The following is a 16774-nucleotide window of genomic DNA, read 5'->3' as shown; positions in this document are numbered from 1 at the left end:
AGGCTCGCATCATACAGCCAGCAGTTGCGGCCCGCGCATTCGGGCGCTTGCCCCGGATGGCTCAGGGGTGAATACCAATCCCAAGCGATGGAGAGCGAATCATGAAACAGCGTGTCAGCGGCCTGCTTGCCGCACTATTTCTGCTTGGCCAGTTGGCGGGTTGCGCCAATATGGACGAGACCCAGCGGACGACGGGCACCGGGGCTGCGGTCGGTGCCGTGGCCGGCGCCCTGCTCGGCGGGGTGACTGGGGCGGGGCACAAGGGCCGTAGTGCAGCAACCGGGGCGGCGATCGGTGCCGCGCTGGGCGCCGGCGGCGGCTACCTGTGGTCGCGCCACATGCAGGAACAGAAGGCGGCGATGGAACAGGCGACCCAGGGCACCGGCATCGGCGTCACGCAGACGGCCGACAACCAGCTCAAGCTCGACATTCCGAGCGATCTGTCCTTCGATTCCGGGCGCTACGACGTCAAGCCGGCGATGCATCCGGTGCTCGACCGCTTTGCGACGACCCTCAACCAGAATCCGGTGACCACCGTTCGTATCGTCGGCCATACCGACAATATCGGCAGCGACGCGCTGAACAACCCGCTGTCGGTCAACCGGGCGGCGGCGACCCGCGATTACCTGGTGTCGCGCGGCGTGGCGGGCAACCGGATCAGCATCGACGGCCGCGGCGAGCATGAGCCGGTGGCCGATAACGCGACGGTGGCCGGCCGGGCGAAGAATCGGCGGGTCGAGATTTTTGTCGCCGAAGCGCCGAAGTCTTAACCTACAGAAACTTTTCGAGCAGGACGTTCAGGAAGCGCCGGCCCTTGGCGGTCGGCGCAATTTTTTCCGGGCCGACGTCGAGCAGCCCTTCAGCCTCGGCCGCCTTGAGCTGGGGCAGGATGGTGTGCAGCGAACGGGCGGTGCGTGCCTCGAACAGCGACGGGTGGAAGCCGTCGGCCAGGCGTAGCGCATTCATCATGAATTCGAAGGGCAGGCTGGCGGCCTCGACCTCGTGGTGCTCCTGCACCGCGTTGCCATTCTTGATGTGCTCGAGATAGGCCTTGGGGTGCTTGTGGCGCATCTGGCGCAGCACCCGGTCGTGCAGGGTGAGCTTGGAGTGGGCGCCGGCGCCGATGCCGAGGTAGTCGCCGAAATACCAGTAATTCAGGTTGTGCTTGCATTGCCAGCCGGCGCGGGCGAAGGCCGAGGTTTCGTAATTGGCGAAACCAGCGGCGGCCAGACGGGCCTCGATGGCTTCCTGCATGTCGGCGCACAGGTCGCTTTCCGGCAGTTCCGGCGGGAAGGCGGCGAAGCGGGTGTTCGGCTCCAGGGTCAGCTGGTAGCACGACAGGTGGGTCGGCACCAGGCTTAGTGCCGTTTCGACATCGCTCAGCGCCTGCGCCTGCGTCTGGCCGGGCAGGCCGTACATCAGGTCGAGGTTGAAGGTGGCGAAATGCTCGCCGGCCAGTTGCGCCGCGCGTTTCGCTTCGGCGGCATCGTGGATGCGGCCGAGGGCTTTCAGGTGTTCGTCGTTGAAGCTCTGGATGCCGAGCGACAGGCGATTGATCCCGGCGGCGCGGAAGCCGGCGAACTTCTCGGCTTCAACGGTGCCCGGGTTGGCTTCCAGTGTGATCTCGGCGTCCGGCGCCAGCATGGCCAGGGCGCGGAAGGCGGCGAGCAGTTCGTCGATGGCGGCCGGCGACAGCAGGCTGGGCGTGCCGCCGCCGAAGAAGACGCTGACCACTGGCCGGCCCCAGATCAAGGGTAGGGCCGACTGCAGGTCGGCGATCAGGGCATCGACGTATTCGCTTTCCGGAATGGTCTCGCCCGCTTCATGCGAATTGAAATCGCAATAGGGACATTTCTGCACGCACCACGGCACATGGACGTAGAGGGCGAGCGGCGGCGAGACGCGGAATTCGAGGGGCGCCGTAGCGGACGGTGCCTTGCCGGCGGCGAAGATGGGGATGGTGCGGGCCATGAACGGAGGAACTGGTGGGTTCCCGCTGGCGCGGGAATAAGGGGAGCAGTGGACCTACAGCGTCGGCAGACGTTCGATCAATTTCTGCATCGCCCGGCCACGGTGCGACACCTGGTTCTTGGTTTCGGCGGGCAGTTCAGCCGCGGTCAGGCCGAATTCCGGCACGAAGAACAGTGGGTCGTAGCCGAAGCCGCCCTCGCCTTTTTGCGCCGGCAGGATTTCGCCGTGCCATTCACCCTCGGCGATGATCGGCTGCGGATCGTCGGCCGAACGGACCAGCACCAGCACGCTGACGAAGTGGGCGCGCCGATCTGCCTGGCCGACAAGATGGCCGAGCAGTTTCTCGTTGTTGCGGGCATCTGATTTCGGTTCGCCGGCGTAGCGGGCCGATAGCACGCCAGGGGCGCCATGCAGAGCGCTGACGCACAGCCCGGAGTCGTCGGCCAGCGCCGGCAGGCCGCTGTGCTGGGCTGCGTGGCGGGCCTTGGCCAGGGCGTTTTCGACGAAGGTACAGTGCGGCTCCTCGGCTTCCGGAATGCCCAGTTCGCCCTGCGGGATGACCTCGAAGCCGAGCGGCGCCAGCAGCGCATTCAGCTCCTTCATCTTCTTGGCGTTGTTCGAGGCGAGGACGAGCTTTTTCATGAGGCCAGCGCGCTTTCCTGGGCGGCGACCAGCTGACGGATGCCGTTGCTCGCCAGGTCCATCAGCACGTTCATCTGTTCGCGGGTGAAGGGCTCGCCTTCGGCCGTGCCCTGCACTTCGACGATGCCGCCGCGGCCGGTCATCACCACGTTCATGTCGGTGTCGCAGTCGGAGTCTTCCGGGTAGTCGAGGTCGAGTACCGGGCTGCCGGCGAAGATGCCGACCGACACGGCGGCGACGTGGTCCTTGACCGGATTGGCCGGCAGCTTGCCGGCCTTGACCAGCTTGTCGCAGGCTTCGTAGAGGGCGACCCAGGCACCGGTGATCGATGCGCAGCGGGTGCCGCCGTCGGCCTGCAGGACGTCGCAGTCGAGGGTGATCTGGCGTTCGCCGAGGGCCTTCAGGTCAGTCACGGCGCGCAGGCTGCGGCCGATCAGGCGCTGGATTTCCTGCGTGCGGCCGGTCTGCTTGCCCTTGGCCGCTTCGCGGGCGCTGCGTGTGTGCGTCGAGCGGGGCAGCATGCCGTATTCGGCCGTGACCCAGCCCTGGCCCTTGCCGCGCAGGAAGGGGGGCAGGCTTTCCTCGACCGAGGCGGTGCAAAGCACCCGGGTGTCGCCCATCTCGATGAGCACCGAGCCTTCGGCGTGGCGGGTGAAATTGCGGGTGACGCGGACGGTGCGGAGCTGGTCCGGCTGGCGTTGGCTGGGGCGCATGGCTTTCCTTATTTCTTCGGGTTGTATTTTTCGATGGCGGCGCGGATTTCCTCGATCGCGTCTTCGATCTCGTTTTCGCTCAGCTCGCTCTTGTAGGCCGGGTTGCGGCCGAATTCCTCGAGCCGGGTGGTCACTTCGTCCTGGGTCATGGTCTGCGTCGAAATGGCGCTGCTCGCCTCCTCGACGTAGGTGTCTTCCCAGCGTACGGCGACCACCGACAGGTTGTCGCCATGCTGGCCGCCCTTGGTCTCGGCCTGGTTGAGTATCATCGGCACGACCTGCAGCAGGTTGGCGCCCTTGGTGGCGGCGGCCATCATGTCGCCGGGCATTTCGCCCCACAGGCCGTCCGTGCACAGCAGCAGGATGTCGCCGTGGTCGAGTGGCGTCTTGCGCGAGAACTCGATTTCCGGCGGCGTCGGGCTGCCCAGGCAGCTGTAGATCTTGTTGCGGTCCGGGTGGAAGACGGCCTGCGCTTCGGTGATCATTCCTTCCTCGACCAGCAGGCGGATGCGCGAGTGGTCCTTGGTCTGGGCGATGACCTTGCCTTCACGCATCAGGTACAGCCGCGAATCGCCGGCGTGGGCCCAGTAGGCGATGTTGTCCTGAATGACACAGGCGACGCAGGTCGTGCGCGGCGTGTCGCGCAGGTTGTGGCGGGCGGTGTAGTCGAGGATGGCGTGATGAGCGTTGGTCATGCCCTTCTGCAGGAAGCGGAAGGGATCGGCGAGCAGCGGCCGGGCTTCGCGCTGGAAGGAGTCGGCCAGCGTCTGGACGGCGATCTGCGCCGCGATCTCGCCGTAGTGATGGCCGCCCATGCCGTCGGCAACCACCATCAGCAGCGCGTCGCGCGAGTAGCAGTAGGTCGTCCGGTCTTCGTTGTTGGCGCGGCCGCCGATGCGGCTTTCCTGATAGATGGTGAATCTCATCGCGGCGGATTCCTGAATTTGTCGACGAAGCGGCCCAGCCAGTTCGGATTGGTCTTCGGGCGCGGCGGGGTAATGGTTTCGACCAGCGCCTTCTGCAGGGCGAAAACACTTTGCGGGCGGTAGAGATGGTTGAGATTCAGGCACCAGTCGATGATCTCGAGCAGGCGGTCGGAATACTGGCCATCCCAGCGCAGCATGGCGGGGGCCAGGGTGTCCTTCTTCATCCGAGCGTCGGCGGCCTGTGGGGCCACCCCGGCCAGGCAGGCGTACATCGAGGCGCCGACGCTGTAGATGTCGCTCCACGGGCCGAGATCCTTGCGCGTGCCATAGTGTTCGGGTGACGCGAAGCCGGGCGTGTACATCGGCTTGAGGATGGGCTGGTCGGCGATCAGCGTCTGGCGGGCGGCGCCGAAGTCGATCAGCACCGGCGTGTTGTCGCCGCGCAGGTAGATGTTTGACGGCTTGAGGTCGAGATGCAGCAGCTTGTTGGAGTGCACTTCGCGCAGGCCGTTGAGCATGCGGGTGAATACGCCGCGCATGAAGCGCTCAGAAATGTGTCCCTGGTGCTTCTGGATGAACTCCTGCAGCGTGCGACCGTGCTCGTACTCCATCACCATGTACACCGTGTCGTTGGCGCGAAAGAAGTTCAGCACGCGGATCACGTTCGGATGCGACAGACGGGCCAGGGCGCGGCCTTCCTCGAAAAAACATTTCATGCCGTAGCGGAAGGCGCCGAGGTGTTCCGAGGTGATGACCGGGTTGATTTCGCCGCGGCTGCGCAACGCCAGACTGTTCGGCAAATATTCCTTGATGGCAACTTGCCGCCCCTCGGCATTCGTGGCGAGGTAAACGATGGAAAAACCGCCGAGCGAAAGCTGGCGGTCTATCGTGTACTCCTCGAGTTGGTGGCCGTTCGGCAACGGCTGATTGGCTTGTTGCGCCATGGAGCTCGCGGTTATGATGCAATTTCAGGCATTTTCGGGCGTGTTGTCCGGCCTGTAAAGCTGGAGACACCCTGACTATGATTTGCAGTATGACCGGTTATGCAGTGAAAACACGTGATTTAGATCGCGGATCACTGCAAATAGAGCTAAAAAGCGTCAATTCCCGCTATCTCGATTTTCATTTCCGCGTGACGGAAGATTTGCGCGCACTGGAAATGCCGCTGCGCGAATTGCTTTCCACCCGCCTGTCGCGCGGCAAGGTCGAATGCCGCGTGTCCTTCAATGCGGCCGCGGCGCGCGCCGAGCAGTTGCAGCTCAACGGCGACCTGCTGGCCTCCTTGCAGGCGCTGAGCGCCCAGGTGCGTGCCCGGTTGCCCGACGCCGCGCCGCTCAGCGTCAACGAAACCCTGCGCTGGCCCGGCATGTTCGGCGACCAGGGCATCGATTTCGCCGCGCTCTCCCCGGAAGTCATGGCCCTGGCTCGCGAGGCGCTCGACGACTTCACGGCCAGCCGTGGCCGCGAGGGCGACAAGCTGGCGGTGATGATCGTCGATCGCGTCAACGCTATGCGCGACATCGTGCGCCGGGTGGCGCCGCGCATTCCAGAAGCGCAGGCCCTGTTCACCGACAAGCTGCGTCAGCGCCTGGTCGAAGCGCTGGGCAACGCCAGCGACGACCGCATCCTGCAGGAAGTGGCGGTCTTCGCAACGCGCATCGACGTGGCGGAAGAACTCAGCCGCCTGAGCACGCACCTCGACGAGGTCGAGCGCGTGCTGAAGCACGGTGGGGCCTGCGGCAAACGCCTGGATTTCCTAATGCAGGAACTGAATCGCGAAGCCAATACCTTGGGTTCCAAGTCGGCGGTCACCGAGGTGTCGCAAGCTTCGATGGACCTCAAGCTGCTCATCGAACAGATGCGCGAGCAGATCCAGAACCTGGAGTAGCCCGGGCGGCATGCAAGCCAGCACCGCTTCGTCCCTGTCCCCCACCGCGCTGGCGCAACGCTTCATCCTGGGCTGGCTGGCGGTCATCCTGCTGGCCGTCGCACTGGCCTCCTACCTGCTGACAGCCAGTCTCGAACAGCAGCGCGGTCAAACGCTGCAGGCCACCGAAAATCTCGCCTTGCTGGTCGAGCGCGACGTGGCGGCGTCGTTCGAAAAGGTCGATCTGCTGCTGCGCGACGCCATCGATCTCTATGTCGACCGTATGGTCCAGGGGGCGGGTTCGCCGACGGCGATGGAGGATTTCCTGACCCGCCAGCGCGAGCGTCTGCAGCCGCTGCGTGTCCTGCGCATCACCGATGCCCGGGGAGCGTCGATTGCCGGTTTCGGCGGCGGCGCCGGGGCCGGCCTGATGGTCGACGACCGCGATTATTTCAAGCGGCTGCGCGATGATCCGACCCTGAGCCGGGTGATTTCCAAGCCGCTGCTCGGCCGGGTTACCGGCAAGTGGCTGATCGTCATCGCGCGCCGACTGCCCGATGTCGGCGGCGAGTTTTCCGGCATTGCCTATGCCGGCATCGATCTCGACTATTTCGAGCAATGGTTCGCCACCTTGCGGATCGGGGAGGCCGGCTCGATCGCCTTGCGCGATGCAGATCTCGCCTTGCTCGCCCGGGTGCCGCCGGACCCGGCAGTCGAACGCGGTTCGACCAAGATATCCAGGGATTTTAAACAGGCCCTGACGGGCAGAGCCGAGAATGGTACCTACGTTTCCGGCGACACCAGCATCGACAACGTTCATCGTCTGCACACCTACCGCTTCAATCCCGACTATCGCTTCTACATCAATGTCGGCGTTCCCGAACGCCATTATCTTGAGTCCTGGGAGCGCCAGCGGCGCAGCATCTTGGCCATGCTGGCTCTGTTCATTGCGCTGAGCGGCGGCGCCCTGTTCATGATGCACCGTTACGCCAGCCGGCTCGGCGAACGCGAGCGGGTGTTGCGTACCATTTTCGACACCTCGGATGGCGCCATTTTTCTGGTCGGCCCCGACGGGCGTATCGTGCTGGCCAATGAGCGCATGTCGGCAATGTGGGGCATCCCGATGGACGAACTGATCGGCGACGAGTACGTGGCGCTGGTGCATCCGGACGAGCGCGCCGCCGGTCGCGAAAAGATGGCGAAGCTGATGGCCAGCGAGATCGCCTTTGTCCGGCTGGAGCGCGAATATGTCCGGCGCGACGGCTCGATGTTCTGGGGTTTTCTGTGCGGGCGTCGCCTGCTCGACGAAAAAGGGAAGTTCGTCGGGCTGGTCGGCTTGATCGCCGATATCGACGCCTCGAAGCGCAATGCGCAGGAACTGGAAAACTATCGCCAGCATCTCGAAGTCCTGGTCCGTGAGCGCACGGCGCAACTTGAGCAGGCCAAGGATGCCGCCGAATCGGCCAACCGCGCCAAGAGCGCCTTCCTGGCCAATATGAGCCACGAGATCAGGACGCCGATGAACGCCATCGTCGGACTGACCCATCTGCTCAAGCGCGACGGCGTGACGCCGCGGCAGGGCGACCGGCTGGACAAGATCATGGGCTCCGCCGAGCATCTGCTGGCCATCATCAACGATGTGCTTGACGTCTCCAAGATCGAATCGGGCAAACTGGTACTCGAAGCGCGCCCCTTCCGCGTCGTCGATGTCGTCGAGCGCCTGGTCGGCCTCAATATCGACCGCGCGATGGCCAAGGGGCTGAATTTCCGTACCTCGGTCGGCGGCTTGCCGCCGGTGCTGGTCGGCGACCGCACCCGGCTCAGCCAGGCCCTGCTCAACTATGTCAGCAATGCGGTCAAATTCACCGAGTCGGGCACCATCGTGCTGCGTGCCGCAGTGGTCGACGAGGACGAACATAGTCTGCTCGCCCGTTTCGAAGTCCAGGACAGCGGGGTAGGCATTGCCGACGATGTCTTGCCGCGGCTGTTCCGCCCGTTCGAACAGGCGGACAATTCGACGACCCGCAAATACGGTGGCACCGGCCTCGGCCTGGTCATCACGCAGCGCCTGGCCGAACTGATGGGCGGGGAAGCCGGCGTGGACAGCACGCCGGGCGCAGGTAGCACCTTCTGGCTGACGGCGCGTTTCGGCAAACCGGCTAGCGCAGGGGCTGCCGCCGAGCCGCCCGTGGTGCCGGCTACCGAGCAGCCCGCAACGTGGGCGGGAGACACCCGCATCCTGCTCGTCGAGGATGAGCCGCTGAACCGGGAGGTAGCGATCGAATTGATCGGCGACATCGCCGGGGTGCCTGTCGATGTGGCGGAAAGCGGCGAAGCGGCCCTGCTACGCGTGCAGCAAAGCGCCTACGACCTAATCCTGATGGACCTGCAGATGCCCGGCATGGACGGCTTCGAGACCGCCCGCTGCATCCGCAGCCTGCCCCGCTATGCCGATACGCCCATCGTCGCCCTGACCGCCAATGTATTCGCCGAGGATCGCGAGCGTTGCCTGGCCGCCGGCATGAACGATCATCTGGCCAAACCGGTCGACCCGGAAAGGCTGCGCGCGAGCCTTCTGCGCTGGCTGCCGCGCCCGCTACAATGAACGCTTTGGCGCCAGGCGCCTGCTTGCTCGGGAAACAATAATGGCCGGAAACCTTTTTATCGTCGCCGCTCCGTCCGGGGGGGGCAAAACCACGCTGGTCCGCATGCTGCTGGAGCAGGAAAGCAGCGTGCATCTGTCGATTTCCTTCACGACCCGCGGGCCGCGTCCGGGCGAACAGAACGGACGCGAATACCACTTCGTCGATACGGTCGAATTCCAGGCCATGATCGCCCGCCAGGAATTCCTCGAATGGGCGGAGGTGCATGGCAATTTCTACGGCACGTCGAAAAAGTGGATTGCCGACCAGCTGGCGGACGGCCACGACGTGCTGCTCGAAATCGACTGGCAGGGCGCACAGCAGGTGCGCAAGCTGTTCCCGCAGGCGATCGGGATTTTCATCCTGCCGCCGTCGATGGAAGAACTGACCCGCCGCCTGACCGGGCGCGGTACCGACAGCGCCGACGTCATCGCCCGCCGCCTGGCGGCGGCACACGCCGAGATGCGCCATGTCGGGGAATTCGACTATGTTATTATTAACGACCAGTTGGCTCAGGCACTGGACGACCTGCGTGCCGTGGTACGCGCTTCCCGCCTGAGCTTCGGGGTCCAGCGTGTCCGCCACGCTGCCCTGTTCGAGAGATTGATTTGAAATTAGAGGTTTAGCATGGCCCGCGTTACCGTTGATGACTGCCTGAAAAGAATTCCGAACCGTTTCCAGATGACCCTGGCCGCCGCCCATCGCGCCCGCCAGCTGGCCAATGGCGCCACCCCGCTGGTCGATGCCGAAAAGCACAAGCCGACCGTCGTCGCGCTGAAGGAAATGGGTGCAGGCAAAGTCGGTCTGGAAGTGCTAAACCGCGGCCAAGCCTGACCTCCGGGGCGGTGGACTGATGGATTCTGCGCCGTCACCGCTGCCGTCTTGTGGTGTGGAGCCCGCTTACCGGGTCTTCCTCGATAGTCTCGACTATCTCCCTCCCTCCGATGTAGAGCGGATCAAAGCCGCGTATGCTTTCGCGGCCAAGGCGCATGCGCACCAGAAGCGCATGTCCGGCGAGCCCTACATCACCCATCCGCTGGCTGTTGCCGGCGCCGTGGTCGAGTGGCGGATGGATGGCGATGCGGTCTGCGCCGCACTGATGCACGATGTGCTGGAGGATACCGGTACCTCCAAGCACGAACTGGCCGAGAAATTCGGCAAGGAAGTCGCCGAGCTGGTCGATGGCCTGTCCAAGCTCGACAAGATGGAATTCGCTTCCTACCAGGAGGCGCAGGCCGAAAATTTCCGCAAAATGCTGATGGCCATGGCGCGCGACCTGCGCGTCGTGCTCATCAAGCTGGCCGACCGTCAGCACAACCTGCAGACCATGTCGGCCATGCGCGCCGACAAGCGCGCCCGCATCGCCCGCGAAACGCTGGAAATCTACGCGCCGATCGCCTTGCGCCTGGGCTTGAACAAGCTCTACCGCGAGCTGCAGGACCTGTCCTTCGAGCTGATCCACCCGCACCGCGCCGAGGTGCTGGCCAAGGCGCTCAATGCCGCGCGCGGCAACCGCAAGGAACTGCTCACCCGCATCCTCGACGGCATCCGCGACAAGCTCGAGCACGCCGGCCTGCGCGCCGACGTCTTCGGCCGCGAGAAGAGCCTGTATTCGATTTTCCGCAAGATGAAGGACAAGCATCTGTCCTTCTCGCAGGTGCTCGACATCTACGGCTTCCGCGTCGTCGTCGAAAACGTGCCGACCTGCTACCTGGCGCTCGGCGCCCTGCATAGCCTGTTCAAGCCGGTGCCCGGCAAGTTCAAGGATTACGTGGCGATTCCCAAGGCCAACGGCTACCAGTCGCTGCACACCACGCTGATCGGCCCGTACGGCACGCCGGTCGAGGTCCAGATCCGCACCCGCGAAATGCACCACGTAGCCCAGGAAGGCGTCGCCGCCCACTGGCTGTACAAGGACATGGACGAGTCGAGCGCCGACCTGCAGATCAAGACGCACAAGTGGCTGCAGTCGCTGCTCGAAATGCAGACCAGCGATTCGTCGGAGTTCTTCGAGAACGTCAAGATCGACCTCTTCCCGGACGAGGTCTATGTCTTCACGCCCAAGGGCAAGATCCTGGCCATGCCGCGCGGCGCGACGGTGGTCGATTTCGCCTATGCGGTGCACACCGATGTTGGCCACCACTGCTCGGCGGCGCGCATCAATCACGAACTGGCGCCGCTGCGCACCGAATTGCGCAATGGCGATCTGGTCGAAATCATCACCTCGCCGCAGACCAGCCCCAATCCGATCTGGCTGACCTATGTGAAGACCGGCCGGGCGCGCAGCAAGATCCGCCATTTCCTGCGCACCATGCAGAACGAGGAATCGGCCCGCCTCGGCGAGCGCCTGTTGCGCCAGGAACTGCTGTCGCTGGGCGTGGTCCCGATCTCGATCCCGACCGAAGCCTGGGATGCCCTGGTCAAGTCCGGCGGCCAGAAAACGATGGAAGACGTCTACAGCGAAATCGGCCTAGGCAAGCGCCTGCCCTCGGTGGTCGCCCGCCGCCTGCTGGCCCGCGAGGACATGTCGTCCGATTCGCCGAGCAGCATGACCCTGGCCATCCACGGCACCGAAGGCATGGCCATTCAGCTTGCGCGCTGCTGCCAGCCGATCCCGGGTGATCCGATCATCGGCTCGATCAAGAAGGGTAGTGGTCTGGTCATCCATACCCACGACTGTCCGACCATCCGCAAGTCGCGCTCGACCGAGCCACAGAAGTGGATCGACGTCGAATGGGAGCCGGAAGAAGGCAAGCTGTTCGACATCCGGATCAACGTCGAGGTCAAGAATGCGCGCGGCGTGCTGGCCCAGGTCGCTTCGGCCATCGCCGAAGCCGGCTCGAATATCGAGCACGTGGCTATGGATGCCGATCCCGAGCGCCTGTTCACCACGCTGCGCTTCACCATCCAGGTCGCCCATCGCAATCACCTCGCCTCGGTCATGCGCGGCATGCGCCATATCCCGGAAGTGACCCGGATCACCCGCGAAAGGGGAGGCGAGGTTTGAGAATCCTCGTGCTGGGCGCCGGCGTCGTCGGCACAACGAGTGCGTGGTATCTGTCCCAAGCCGGGCACCAGGTTACGGTGGTCGACCGTCAGCCGGTGGCCGGCAATGAAACCAGCTTTGCCAACGGCGGCCAGATCTCCGTCTCGCACGCCGAACCGTGGGCCAATCCGCACGTCCTGCCCCAGCTCCTCAAATGGCTGGGCCGCGAGGATGCGCCGCTGCTCTGGCGCTGGCGGGCCGATCCGGCCCAACTGGCGTGGGGCCTGCGCTTCCTGGTCGAATGCCTGCCCGGCCGGACGCGGCGCAACATTGCCGCCATCGTCGCCATGGCCTTGTACAGCCGGCGCTGCCTGCGCCACCTGCGGGCCGAACTGGGGTTGGAGTACGACCAGCTCGAACGCGGCATCCTGCACGTCTACACCGACCGCAAGGACTTCGTCCGCGCCTCCGAGGCGGCCCGCCTGATGCGCCAGTTCGGCCTCGATCGCGATACGGTCGATGTCGACCGCTGCCTGCAGCTCGAGCCGGCCCTCGCCGACGCCCGCCATCTGCTGGTCGGTGGCGATTACACCCGCTCCGACGAGTCGGGCGACGCCCACAAGTTCACCCGCGCCCTCGCCGGCCATGCCGAAGTCGCTGGCGTCGTTTTTCGCCGGGAGACGACCATCGAGCGCATCGCCACCAGTGGCGGCAAGGTCGCCGGAGTGGTGGTCCATAACGGCAAGGCGCCGGAACTGCTGACCGCCGACGCCTACGTCGTGGCGCTGGGCAGCTATTCGCCGCTGATGCTGCGGCCGATCGGTGTTCGGGTGCCGGTCTATCCGGCCAAGGGTTATTCGGCGACGCTGACGCTGGCTGACGACAGCCATGCGCCAAGCGTCAGCCTGACCGACGACGAACGCAAGCTGGTCTTCTCGCGCCTCGGCAACCGCTTGCGGGTGGCCGGCACGGCGGAATTCAACGGCTACAACCTCGACCTCAATCCGGTGCGCTGCCAGGCCCTGCTCGACCGCACCCGGCAGCTCTTTCCGCGTCTGCAAACCGTCGGTGAGCCGGCCTTCTGGTGCGGCCTGCGCCCGGCCACGCCGTCCAATGTGCCGCTGGTTGGCCGTTCCTGCTTCAGCAACCTGTGGCTCAATACCGGCCACGGCACGCTGGGCTGGACCATGGCCTGCGGTTCCGGCGCGGCACTCGCCGACATGATGAGCGGTTCGCTGCCCGATCCGGATTTCCCCTTCCTGAAATGCTGATCGACACCCACTGCCACCTCGACGCGGCCGAGTTTGATGCTGATCGCGACGAGGTGCATTCAGGGGCGGTGGCTGCGGGAGTGGAAAAAATCGTCGTGCCGGCCGTGGCGGTGAACGCTTTCGCCGGGACGCGCGACACGGTGGCGCGTTATGCCGGCTGCTCGGCCGCCTACGGCATCCATCCGCTCTATGTCGTGCAGGCGGCGGAAAGCGACCTCGCCATCGTGCGCCAGTGGCTGGAGCGCGAATCGCCGGTCGCCGTCGGCGAGATCGGGCTCGATCACTACGTCGCCGATGTCGATCCGCAGCGCCAGGAATTCTTCTTCGTCGAACAGCTGAAGCTGGCCCGCGATTTCGATTTGCCGGTACTGCTGCATGTGCGGCGGGCAGTCGATCCCATCCTCAAGCAGCTGCGCCGCTTCAAGTTGCGCGGCGGCATAGCCCACGCCTTCAACGGCAGCCGCCAGCAGGCCGACGAATTCATCAAGCTCGGCTTCGCGCTGGGCTTTGGCGGGACGCTGACCTTCAGCGGCTCGACCCGCATCCGCAAGCTGGCCGCCGAGCTGCCGCTGGAGGCTATCGTGCTCGAGACCGATGCGCCGGACATTCCGCCGGCCTGGCTGAACGGCGGGCGCAATTCCCCGGTCGAACTGGCTGCCGTTGCCGATGTACTGGCCGATTTGCGCGGCCTGAGCCGCGATGAAATCGGCCTGGCGACATCGCGCAACGCCCGCCGCGTTTTGCCTCTGATTTGATCATCGTCAACATTTCATTAAAAGCTACAGGGTTATTTCCCGGTTTTGATCTGCGCTAAAGAAGCAGTTCCTGATGGGCGTAGGCTGCGCGAGCTGACATCAAACTGACTGGGCGTAGCATGGACATGCAAGTCTCGACGGGGGTGAATATCTCCAGCGTCATCCTGGGTGCCTTGCCCGCCACGGCGGAGCAGGTTGCCGCACAACTGCGGCAACTGGCGGGGGTGGAGGTGCATGTCGTAGCCGACGACGGACGCATGATCGTGTCCATCGAAAGCGATTCGGAAGGCGCCACGGTCAGTACCTTTGAGGCGATACGCCAGTTGCCGGGGGTGCTCTCGGCCTCGCTGGTGTTTCACCAGTACGAATCCGATCCAGACGAGGAGGCCTGAGATGATGCAAGTGAAACTGACCCGGCGTGATTTCATCAAGAGCAATGCGGTGGCTGCAGCCGCCGCGACGGCGGGTATGACCGTTCCCGGTCTGGCCGCGGCCCAGCAGCCGGTTAACGACGGCGTGCGCTGGGACAAGGGCGTCTGCCGTTATTGCGGCACCGGTTGCGGCGTGCTGGTTGGCGTCAAGGACGGCCGCGTCGTCGCGACGCAAGGCGACCCGGAAGCGCCGGTCAATCGCGGCCTGAACTGCATCAAGGGTTATTTCCTGTCCAAGATCATGTACGGCAAGGACCGCCTGACCTCGCCGATGCTGCGCATGAAGGATGGCAAGTTCGACAAGAACGGCGACTTCAAGCCGATCTCGTGGAAACAGGCTTTCGACATCATGGAAGAGAAGTGCAAGGCGGCCCTGAAGGAAGGCGGCCCGCGCAATATCGCCATGTTCGGCTCGGGGCAGTGGACGGTGTGGGAAGGCTATGCCGCCGCCAAGCTGATGAAGGCCGGTTTCCGCACCAACAACATCGACCCCAACGCCCGCCATTGCATGGCTTCCGCAGTGGCCGGCTTCATGCGCACCTTCGGTATCGACGAGCCGATGGGCTGCTATGACGATGCCGAACACGCTGACGTCTTCGCGCTGTGGGGCTCGAACATGGCCGAGATGCACCCCATCCTCTGGTCGCGCATCACCGACCGCCGCCTGGGCGCTAAGCACGTCAAAGTCCATGTGCTGTCCACCTTCAATCACCGCTCCTGCGAACTGGCCGACAACGCGCTGATCTTCAAGCCGCAGTCCGATCTGGCCATCCTCAATTACATCTGCAACCACATCATCACGACTGGGGCGGTGAACAAGGATTTCGTCGCCAAGCACGTCAAGTTCGCCAAGGGCGTCACCGACATCGGCTACGGCCTGCGCCCGAATCATCCGCTGGAAAAGGTGGCGATGAACAACGGCTACCCGGGCGAGGACGGCAAGCCGAAGGGCAACCCGAACAACTCGACGCCGATGACTTTCGACGAGTTCGCCGCCTTCGTTTCCGAATACACGCTGGACAAGGCGCACGAGATTTCCGGCGTGCCCAAGGAGAACCTGGAGGCGCTGGCCAAGGCCTACGCCGATCCGAAGACCAAGGTGGTCTCCTACTGGACCATGGGCTTCAATCAGCACACCCGCGGCACCTGGGTGAACAACATGATCTACAACGTGCACCTGTTGGTCGGCAAGATTTCCGAGCCGGGCAACGGGCCGTTCTCGCTGACCGGCCAGCCGTCGGCCTGCGGCACGGCGCGCGAGGTCGGCACTTTCGCCCATCGCCTGCCGGCCGACATGGTGGTGATGAATCCCAAGCACCGCGAACTGTCGGAAAAGCTGTGGAAGCTGCCGGCCGGCACCATTCCCGACTGGATCGGCCTGCACGCCGTGGCCCAGAGCCGCGCCCTGAAGGACGGCAAGCTCGGTTTCTACTGGACGTCGACCACCAACAACATGCAGGCCGGGCCGAACGTCAATGAGGAAATCTACCCGGGCTGGCGCAATCCCAAGGCCTTCGTGGTCGTTTCCGATGTGTACCCGACCGTGTCGGCGATGTCGGCCGACCTGATCCTGCCCTGCGCCATGTGGATGGAAAAGGAGGGCATGTACGGCAATGCCGAGCGCCGCGGCCAGATGTGGCGGCAGCAGGTCAAGGCGCCGGGCGAAGGCAAGTCCGACCTGTGGCAGTACATGGAATTCTCCAAACGCTTCAAGATCGAGGAAGTGTGGCCGGCCGAACTGCTCGACAAGAATCCGGAATACAAGGGCAAGACCCTGTACGACGTGCTGTACGCCAACGGCCAGGTCAACAAGTTCGGGCTCGATGAGGTCGCCAAGGTCAACGCACACGGCATCAAGGGCTACATGAACGACGAATCGCAGGCCTTCGGCTTCTACGTGCAGAAGGGGCTGTTCGAGGAATATGCCAGCTTCGGTCGCGGCAAGGCGCACGACCTGGCGCTGTTCGACGTCTATCACAAGGCGCGTGGCCTGCGCTGGCCGGTGGTCGACGGCAAGGAAACGCTGTGGCGCTTCCGCGAGGGCTACGACAGTTACGTGCCGAAAGGCGAAGGCATGCGCTTCTACGGCTATCCGGACGGCAAGGCCATCATTTACGGCCTGCCTTACCAGCCGGCGGCGGAAATGCCGGATGCCGAATACGACCTGTGGCTATGCACCGGCCGCGTGCTGGAACACTGGCATACCGGCTCAATGACCCGCCGTGTGCCGGAGCTGTACAAGGCGATGCCGGACGCGGTGGTCTACATGCATCCGGAAGATGCCAAGAAACGTGGCCTGGCCCGCAACGACGTGGTCAAATTGGCCACCCGGCGCGGCGAGATCCAGTTGCGCGTCGAAACCAAGGGGCGCAACAAGCCGCCGGTCGGGCTGGTCTTCGCCCCCTTCTTCGACGAACACCGTCTGGTCAACAAGCTGACGCTGGATGCGACCTGTCCGATCTCGAAAGAGACCGACTACAAGAAGTGCGCCTGCAAGGTGGTGAAGGCGTAAAGGAACAACCAGGCAATCAGGGAGTGCCGGTACCGGATGGGAAAAGGGGCCCATCCGG

15 protein-coding genes are annotated in these 16774 nt (G+C 64.4%); 10 read left to right on the top strand and 5 right to left on the bottom strand.

Features of this window, described 5'->3' with window-relative positions; translation table 11 throughout:
- The first annotated feature begins 101 nt into the window (after positions 1 to 101).
- On the top strand, positions 102 to 770 hold the full coding sequence (locus LZ012_RS00515; protein WP_275706427.1) for a YiaD family glycine zipper/OmpA-like lipoprotein: 669 nt from the start codon (positions 102 to 104) through the stop codon (positions 768 to 770).
- 1 nt (position 771) lies between these two features.
- Here LZ012_RS00515 and hemW read toward each other — a convergent pair whose 3' ends face one another.
- Genes hemW through LZ012_RS00490 form a run of 5 tightly spaced genes read right to left on the bottom strand, consistent with a single transcriptional unit; the run spans position 772 to position 5196 of the window.
- Complete coding sequence (gene hemW / locus LZ012_RS00510) at positions 772 to 1971, bottom strand: radical SAM family heme chaperone HemW (RefSeq protein ID WP_275706425.1); 1200 nt, start codon at positions 1969 to 1971, stop codon at positions 772 to 774.
- 54 nt (positions 1972 to 2025) lie between these two features.
- Positions 2026 to 2613: an RdgB/HAM1 family non-canonical purine NTP pyrophosphatase gene (gene rdgB / locus LZ012_RS00505; RefSeq protein ID WP_275706423.1), complete on the bottom strand. Its 588-nt coding sequence runs from the start codon at positions 2611 to 2613 to the stop codon at positions 2026 to 2028.
- Complete coding sequence (gene rph / locus LZ012_RS00500) at positions 2610 to 3326, bottom strand: ribonuclease PH (RefSeq protein WP_275706420.1); 717 nt, start codon at positions 3324 to 3326, stop codon at positions 2610 to 2612. The genes rdgB and rph overlap by 4 nt, the downstream gene beginning before the upstream one ends.
- Before the next feature lie 8 nt (positions 3327 to 3334).
- The gene (locus tag LZ012_RS00495; RefSeq protein WP_275706418.1) at positions 3335 to 4252 is read right to left on the bottom strand and encodes a PP2C family protein-serine/threonine phosphatase; all 918 of its coding nucleotides are present in this window, start codon (positions 4250 to 4252) and stop codon (positions 3335 to 3337) included.
- Positions 4249 to 5196, bottom strand: a complete 948-nt coding sequence (locus LZ012_RS00490; protein ID WP_275706416.1) for a serine/threonine protein kinase — start codon at positions 5194 to 5196, stop codon at positions 4249 to 4251. Before LZ012_RS00490 ends, LZ012_RS00495 begins: the two co-directional genes overlap by 4 nt.
- A 77-nt stretch (positions 5197 to 5273) precedes the next feature.
- Here LZ012_RS00490 and LZ012_RS00485 point away from each other — a divergent pair, with 77 nt between their 5' ends.
- The 9 genes from LZ012_RS00485 to napA all read left to right on the top strand — a co-directional run bounded on the left by LZ012_RS00485 (position 5274) and on the right by napA (position 16716).
- A complete protein-coding gene (locus LZ012_RS00485; protein WP_275706414.1) occupies positions 5274 to 6140 on the top strand; it encodes a YicC/YloC family endoribonuclease in 867 nt (288 codons plus the stop codon).
- A gap of 10 nt (positions 6141 to 6150) precedes the next feature.
- Positions 6151 to 8724 carry a response regulator gene (locus tag LZ012_RS00480; protein WP_275706412.1) on the top strand — a complete coding sequence of 858 codons (2574 nt, stop codon included), beginning with the start codon at positions 6151 to 6153 and terminating at the stop codon, positions 8722 to 8724.
- 40 nt (positions 8725 to 8764) lie between these two features.
- On the top strand, positions 8765 to 9373 hold the full coding sequence (gmk, locus tag LZ012_RS00475; RefSeq protein WP_275706410.1) for a guanylate kinase: 609 nt from the start codon (positions 8765 to 8767) through the stop codon (positions 9371 to 9373).
- A 15-nt stretch (positions 9374 to 9388) separates the two neighbouring features.
- On the top strand, positions 9389 to 9595 hold the full coding sequence (gene rpoZ / locus LZ012_RS00470; protein ID WP_226448783.1) for a DNA-directed RNA polymerase subunit omega: 207 nt from the start codon (positions 9389 to 9391) through the stop codon (positions 9593 to 9595).
- A gap of 19 nt (positions 9596 to 9614) precedes the next feature.
- Entirely contained in the window at positions 9615 to 11768 is a 2154-nt protein-coding gene (locus LZ012_RS00465; RefSeq protein WP_275706408.1) for a RelA/SpoT family protein, read from the top strand.
- On the top strand, positions 11765 to 13018 hold the full coding sequence (locus tag LZ012_RS00460; RefSeq protein ID WP_275706406.1) for a D-amino acid dehydrogenase: 1254 nt from the start codon (positions 11765 to 11767) through the stop codon (positions 13016 to 13018). Before LZ012_RS00465 ends, LZ012_RS00460 begins: the two co-directional genes overlap by 4 nt.
- Positions 13012 to 13773, top strand: a complete 762-nt coding sequence (locus LZ012_RS00455; RefSeq protein WP_275706404.1) for a TatD family hydrolase — start codon at positions 13012 to 13014, stop codon at positions 13771 to 13773. Before LZ012_RS00460 ends, LZ012_RS00455 begins: the two co-directional genes overlap by 7 nt.
- Positions 13774 to 13892: 119 nt before the next feature.
- A complete protein-coding gene (locus LZ012_RS00450; RefSeq protein ID WP_275706402.1) occupies positions 13893 to 14165 on the top strand; it encodes a chaperone NapD in 273 nt (90 codons plus the stop codon).
- A 1-nt stretch (position 14166) separates the two neighbouring features.
- Complete coding sequence (napA, locus tag LZ012_RS00445; protein WP_420839454.1) at positions 14167 to 16716, top strand: nitrate reductase catalytic subunit NapA; 2550 nt, start codon at positions 14167 to 14169, stop codon at positions 16714 to 16716.
- Positions 16717 to 16774 lie beyond the last annotated feature (58 nt).

It is taken from the genome of Dechloromonas hankyongensis (assembly GCF_022012295.1).
Classification (GTDB): domain Bacteria; phylum Pseudomonadota; class Gammaproteobacteria; order Burkholderiales; family Rhodocyclaceae; genus Azonexus; species Azonexus hankyongensis.
Note: the sequence above shows the minus strand (reverse complement) of the source record. Positions and strands in the feature narration are given on the sequence as shown.